8 protein-coding genes are annotated in these 6478 nt (G+C 61.0%); 5 read left to right on the top strand and 3 right to left on the bottom strand.

The window, feature by feature from the left end; translation table 11 throughout:
- Positions 1 to 119, top strand: a 119-nt coding sequence (locus HZA03_00215) for an IS110 family transposase (protein MBI5636373.1), incomplete at its 5' end; no start/stop codon positions are given.
- A gap of 77 nt (positions 120 to 196) precedes the next feature.
- A complete protein-coding gene (locus HZA03_00210) occupies positions 197 to 1906 on the top strand; it encodes a hypothetical protein (protein ID MBI5636372.1) in 1710 nt (569 codons plus the stop codon).
- Between the two features lie 11 nt (positions 1907 to 1917).
- Here the strand turns inward: HZA03_00210 and HZA03_00205 are convergent, their stop codons facing one another.
- Positions 1918 to 2136, bottom strand: coding sequence for a hypothetical protein (locus HZA03_00205; protein ID MBI5636371.1), 219 nt, complete (start codon positions 2134 to 2136; stop codon positions 1918 to 1920).
- A gap of 39 nt (positions 2137 to 2175) precedes the next feature.
- Entirely contained in the window at positions 2176 to 2358 is a 183-nt protein-coding gene (locus tag HZA03_00200) for a hypothetical protein (GenBank protein MBI5636370.1), read from the bottom strand.
- A 242-nt stretch (positions 2359 to 2600) separates the two neighbouring features.
- On the opposite strand from HZA03_00200, the gene hypA reads away from it, so the two are divergent.
- From hypA to hypF, 3 genes are all read left to right on the top strand, one after another.
- Positions 2601 to 2939 (top strand): hydrogenase maturation nickel metallochaperone HypA, encoded by a 339-nt coding sequence (gene hypA / locus HZA03_00195; GenBank protein ID MBI5636369.1) that lies wholly within the window; start codon positions 2601 to 2603, stop codon positions 2937 to 2939.
- The gene (gene hypB / locus HZA03_00190; GenBank protein MBI5636368.1) at positions 2936 to 3601 is read left to right on the top strand and encodes a hydrogenase nickel incorporation protein HypB; all 666 of its coding nucleotides are present in this window, start codon (positions 2936 to 2938) and stop codon (positions 3599 to 3601) included. The genes hypA and hypB overlap by 4 nt, the downstream gene beginning before the upstream one ends.
- Before the next feature lie 225 nt (positions 3602 to 3826).
- Positions 3827 to 6097, top strand: coding sequence for a carbamoyltransferase HypF (hypF, locus tag HZA03_00185; protein MBI5636367.1), 2271 nt, complete (start codon positions 3827 to 3829; stop codon positions 6095 to 6097).
- A 71-nt stretch (positions 6098 to 6168) separates the two neighbouring features.
- On the opposite strand, the gene HZA03_00180 is transcribed toward hypF, so the two are convergent.
- A partial coding sequence (locus tag HZA03_00180; GenBank protein MBI5636366.1) for a hypothetical protein occupies positions 6169 to 6478 on the bottom strand: 310 nt, incomplete at its 5' end.

Raw genomic sequence — 6478 nt, 5'->3', positions numbered from 1 at the left:
CGGGAAAACCGAAAAAAGTGGCCCTTATCGCCGTCATGCGGAAACTGCTGCACATCGCCTACGGCATACTTAAAAACAAAACCGCCTTTAACCCGAAATTGCACATGAAAACCGCTTGACGCGCAAGACCGTATCTACCAAGAAAAGCATTATTGCCACCCGGGTGTTTGGCAAAGCGTGATGTTATAGTGGCGTCATGGCGGAACAACCGAAAGACCCCAGGACGGCGTCGGGGCGGCTGAAAGCGCCCTCGCCCGACGTCCTCAGAAACCTGCCGGTCAAGCAGCGGCTGCCGCTGCAGTACGCGCAAAAGCTGGAATTCCTGCGCGAGAATTATAAACACATCTATCTTAAATTCGAGGAAGGGGAGATCACCGCCGACCTCACCGATGTGCTCGCCAAAACCGGCTTCATTCCGCATCCGCAGCCGGAACAGAAGATTAAAGTGCTCATCCACAACGTCATCAAATGGCTGGACGGCGGCAACCTGCTGATCCTCCACTTCCGCCCGAAGTTCACCGAGTTCAATCTCATTAACCTGCTGCGCGAAATAAAGCTGGCCGATCCCGCATGCACGTTTGAGGGACTTTTGCCGGTTTTTTTCGGCGCGATCAGCAGCTCCAAACAAATGGAGATGTTCAAGCACCTCGGCGCGTTCGGCATCCGGTACGCGTTTTTCCTCGCGCCCGGCGCGCCGATCGACCACACGCTGCAGGAGGTTATGGAGGAACTGGAAAAGTTCAACGGTCTCTTCCAGTCGCAAACCAGCACCGGCAAAATATCGGCGCTCGATCTGGGCGAGGATTACGAGGAAGAGCCGGCGAAGGTGAAAAACTACAAGGAACTGGTGGCGCGGGGGGAGGCGGCGCTGGCGAAGGGAGACTTCGAAGAGGCTATCGGTTTTTTCAGCCAGGCTATCGAGATGGGGCCGGACTTTGGCGCGCTGATGGACCGGGGCGACGCCTATTACAAAACGCGCAAATTTATGCCGGCCCTGGCCGATTACCGCGAGGCGGCGCGGCTGGCGAGAAATTCCCCCGCGCCGTACGCCAAGATCGGCGAGTGCTGCCTCGCGCTGGTGCCCATCACCATGCAAGCCGGGGACAAGGCCAAGGCGAAGCAGTGGTTTGAAGACGGCATGAAACATCTGCGGCAGGCGGCCGGGCAGGTGAAGAAAATGGAAGACGACAACTTGCAGACCCCCGAAAATCTGCCGTCGATACCGTTTGCCCCGATATTGATGGCGCTGGCGGCGGCGGATATCCGCGGGCTGGGGCTGCCCGCCGAGGAGGAGGAGATGGCCGCCTTCGCCAAAATGGCGCTGGAAAAAATACGCGCGCGCGAGGGGATGATCTCCGACGTGAGCGCCGCAACCCGCATCGAGGAGGCCGTGCTGATGGCCCGGTACGGGCAGTACCGCGAGGCGGAAAAAATATTCCGCGAGGTCATCGCCGAAGACACGGAGCACGCCGGGCCGGCGTTCAACAACTTCGCCGTGGAACTGCGCAAGAACGGGCAGCACGGCAAGGCGTTCGAGATTTACGGCGAACTGCTCCGCCTCGACATACCGGACCGGGACATCGTGGTGGAGAACATGAAAAGCGCCGGCCTGCGCCACGCCGCCGCGCTGAAGGAGGCGGGGCGCGCGGATGAAGCGGTGGATGTTTACCGCGCCCTGCTGGCCGTCCACCCCCAGGGGCGCGAGTGGATACTCTGCGATCTGGCAAATGCGTATGTGGCGATGCGTGAGCCGGCGCAGGCCGCCTTCACCCTGATGGAGGCGATCTACATAAATCCGAAGCTTATGGAAAGTCCGCAGTTTGCGCCCTACAAGGCTCTCGCCGGTTTGCGGGATGAGATGATGAAAAAGTTGCAGGAGAGCCAGGCGGGGAAAAAGACCCCGTAGAAATTCCCGCGTTATTTTTTCCGCTGCTTTCTTTTTTCGTCCAGCGGCTTGACCAGCGGTTTCAGGAAATTCCCGATGCCGGCGCTGGCTTTGTTGCCGCCGTCGCGCACGCCGTGCATCACTTTGTGATCTTTGCCGTCGTCTTTGGGGGCGTCCTTTTTCTCCCCCGCCCACGCGGCCGCGCCGAGGCAGGCAACCAGCAAGGTTGCAACGATGATTCCGCTTTTCATGTGAAAAAGTATGCCATCAGGCGGGGGCGGTGAAAAGGGTCAATTTCCCGCAACCTTCTTTTTCAGTTTTTCCGCGTTGGCGGCGATTTTTTCCGACGATTTTTTTGCCCGTTCGGTAAAGGAAAGTTTTTTTGCTTTGGCGTCGCACCCGCAGGCCCACGCCGGCGCGCCGAAGGAAAGCGCGCAACACGCCGCCAGCAGGATAACCGCTGTTTTACCCATGCCTTCAGTATGCCACAGGTTTTCCCCGCCTTGTCATTCTGAGGAGCCAAGCGACGAAGAATCCCTTTCCCCTTGAAGGGGACTCCCGGCGCGGATAGTACGCCGCCGACGCCATGCTCTGCATGGCATGCGGCTTCTTTACCATTCCGCGCCTCCATTCCGGAAAGGGATCCTTCGCTACGCTCAGGATGACCAGAGCGTGGGATGTGGCGCGGCGCGCCTCCTTTGGCTACAATGGACGCATGCACGAGCTTTCGGTGGCGCAATCGATGATGGCCGTGGCGCTTGAAAACGCCGCCGCCAACAACGCGAAGAAAATCCTGCGCATTGGGCTGGTGGTGGGAAAAATGTCCGGCGTGTCGGTGGACGCGCTCCGCTTCGCGTTCGACGCGGTAAAGGCCGATACCATCGCCAGCGGCGCCGAACTGGTGATAAAGGAGACCGCCGCCAACGCCCGCTGCGGCGCGTGCGGCAAAAGCTTCGAGGCGGGGCAATACGATTTTTCCTGCCCCTCGTGCGGCGCGCCGGTGTTTCCCAAAGGCGGTGACGAACTCTACGTCAAGGAACTGGAGATAGAATGAGCCGCACGATCCTCATCGAAAAAAAGATACTGGAAAAGAACGACGTGGCGGCCGCCCGCATCCGGCAAAAGCTCATCGCGGACAACACCGTGGTGGTGAACATCATGAGCGGCCCCGGCGCGGGAAAGACCACCCTGCTGGAAGAAACCGTCCGCCGCCTCGCCGGGAAAATAAACGTCGGCGTCATCGAGGGGGACATCGCCACCGACAACGACGCGCGCCGCGTGGAGAACGCCGGGGCGGAGTGGGTGGTGCAGATCAACACCGGCGGCGCGTGCCACCTCGAGGCGGGAATGATCGAACGGGCGCTGGAGGCCGCGCCGCGCGGGATGGAGCTGCTCATCATCGAAAACGTCGGCAACCTCGTCTGCCCCAGCAGCTTCGACCTCGGCGACGACTGGAAGGTGGTTATGGCCTCCGTCACCGAAGGGCTGGACAAGCCGAAAAAATATCCCGGCATGTACCGCAAAAGCCACGCGCTGGTGCTGAACAAGATGGACCTCGCGCCGTATGTGAACGTTTCGCCGGACTCCTTCGTGAAAGAAGCGCTGGAGGTGAACCCGTCGCTGAGCGTTTTCCTCACCGCCGCCACCAAAGGGGACGGCGTTGACGAATGGTGCGCTTGGCTGGCATCGCTGAAAAAACGCCCGGCGAACGCATGAATTGGGGCAGTGAAAATTGTTCATGCATGTCATTCTGAGTGCAACGAAAGGGAGCGCCGGAATAAATTCTCAATCCGGCGCGGGCATCCCCTTTAAGGGGAAGAATCTCTTTCCGGAAAGTGATACTTCGCCTCCGGCTCAGGATGACACCGGGCTGTTTGGCACGATGCGCCAATGTACAGGTTAAAACCTGTACCTGCCAACCAAGACGGGAAATAAAAATAAATGAACAACGTGCGGTGGAAGATCGAAGTGGGCGGCGTGGTGCAGGGGGTGGGGTTCCGTCCCTTCGTCTATAACGCCGCCGCGATGTTCAAGCTCGCCGGCAGCGTCTTCAACAGCAAAAAAGGGGTGGAGATAGAGATCGAGGGGAGCGATGCCGCCTGCCGGGACTTCATCGCCCACCTTGAAAAAAATCCGCCGCCGCTCGCCCGCATCGACCATGTGGCATCCGCGCAAATCGCGCCGAAAGGCGAGACCGGATTCACCATCGTCACCAGCCATCCCGAAGGCGCCGAGGTTCCGCTCATTTCGAAAGACTGGGATGTCTGCGCCGACTGCCTGCGGGAGATGATGGACCCCGCCGACCGGCGGCACCGTTATCCATTCATCAACTGCACCAACTGCGGGCCGCGCTACACCCTCATCACGAAGGCCCCTTACGACCGCCCCTACACCTCGATGGCGGGGTTCCCGATGTGTCCCGACTGCCAGCGCGAATACGACGATCCCACAAACCGCCGCTTCCATGCGCAGCCGAACGCCTGCCCGGTCTGCGGCCCCCGGCTGACGCTGCGCGGCGCGGAGTGGGAGGAGATACCGTGCGCCGATCACATCGGCGAGACGGCGCGGCTATTGCGCGAAGGGAAGATTCTGGCCATCAAGGGAGTCGGCGGGTATCACTTCGCCTGTGACGCCCGGAACGGCGCGGCGGTGGATGCGCTGCGCGAGCGGAAGATGCGCAAGGACAAGCCGCTGGCCGTGATGAGCGACAGCATAGGGAATATCGCCGCATACGCCGACCTCACCGGCCCGCAGACGGACATGCTGCTCTCGCGCAAAAAACCGATAGTGCTGGTGAACAAGAAAAGCGAAACCGCGCTGGCGGAAGGGATCGCCCCCGGCCTGCGCGAGTTCGGCGTTTTTCTCCCCTATACGCCGGTGCAGCATCTGCTCTTCGCGGCGAATGCGCCGGCCGCGCTTGTCATGACCAGCGGCAACATCAGCGACGAGCCGATAGTGTTCACCGAAGAGGAGATGGAGCAGCGGCTCGGCGGCATCGCCGATTATTACCTCACGCACAACCGCCCGATAGTCTGGCGCTGCGACGATCCGGTCATCCGCATCGCCGGGGCGCACGCCATGATATTGCGCCGCAGCCGCGGCTTTGTGCCGGTGCCGGTGAAACTGGCGAAAGAGGTTATGCGCCCCATCCTGGCCTGCGGCGGCGACCTGAAAAACGTTTTCTGCCTCGCCAAAGGGGAGAACGCGTTTTTGGGGCCGCACATCGGCGACCTGGTGAACGCCGAGGCGAACCGGAATTTCCGCGAGTCGATAGAGCACTTCAAGGGGCTGTTCGGCATCGTGCCGGAACTGGCGGCGGTCGATATGCACCCGCGCTACCAGAGCGGCGATTACGGGCGGCGGCTCGGCCTGCCGGTGGTGGAGGTGCAGCACCATCACGCGCATATCGCATCCGTCATGCTGGAAAACCGCCTTGAAGGGGAAGTGATCGGCGTGGCGCTGGACGGCACCGGGTACGGGCCGGACGGCACGATCTGGGGGGGCGAGATACTGGCCTGCTCCTACGCGAAGTTCCAGCGGCTGGGCCACTTTCCATCGCTGAAACTGCCGGGGGGCGACAAGGCGGCGAAGGAGCCGTGGCGCGTGGCCGCCGCGCTTTTGTATGAAACATTCGGCGGGAGTTTTAAGGAACTGCTCCCCGCGTTTGTGGCGAAGGTGGGGGAGAAGAAGATCGACGGCATCACCGGCATGGTGGACGCCGGCATCAACTGTCCGCCTTCGACCGGCGCGGGGCGGTGGTTCGACGCGGTGGCGTCGATATTAATGGTGCGGCAGGTTAATGCGTTCGAAGGGCAGGCCCCGATGATGCTGGAATCCATCGCCGACCCGTCGGTGGACGAGGCGTTCCCCTTCGGCATTGGCGAAGACGGTACCCTGCAATTCGATCATATGGTGCGCGAGCTGGCTTGCCTGGGGGAAACGGAGGCGGGACGCGGCATCGGCGCGGCGAAATTTCACAACACCATCGCGCTGGCGGTGGCCGAAAGCTGTGTGTGGGCGCGGAAAATCACGGGACTCAACGATGTCTGCCTCGGGGGGGGATCCTTCCAAAACGCGCTGCTGCTGAAAAAGCTGGAGCCGCTGCTGGCGGAGCGGGGTTTCAAAATGTTTTTGCCGCGGCAGGTTCCGATCAACGATGGCGGCCTCGCCCTCGGCCAGCTTGCCGTCGCAATCGCCACCCCGCATCGGTAGATACGGGATTGCCACACCTGCCGACAACAATCAGGAGGCGAAGCGGGGTTAAATGCGCTGTTGTTGGAGGATTACCCCTCCACCATGACCCAGGCGATGTGGTCGAGATCGCGGAACCGGCCGCCCAAATCCATGCCGTAGCCGAAAAGCCAGTAATCCACTTTCTTTCCCTCATTGTTCTTCAATTGGCCGTGGATGAATTTCAGGTCATGCACCACAAAATCCCCCAGCGCGGATTTATCGGCGTACTTGTTGATTACCGCGGCGGTTTTTACATCGGCGGCCCCGGCGGCGGCCACCATCTGTTTCACCAGCGCCAGCGTGGCGCCGGTGTCTATGATGTCATCCGCCACCAGCACCCGTTTTCCCCTTAACAGTTCG

This window comes from Nitrospinota bacterium, assembly GCA_016217735.1.
Lineage (GTDB): Bacteria > Nitrospinota_A > UBA7883 > JACRGQ01 > JACRGQ01 > JACRGQ01.
This window is presented reverse-complemented; position numbering and strand designations above follow the sequence as displayed.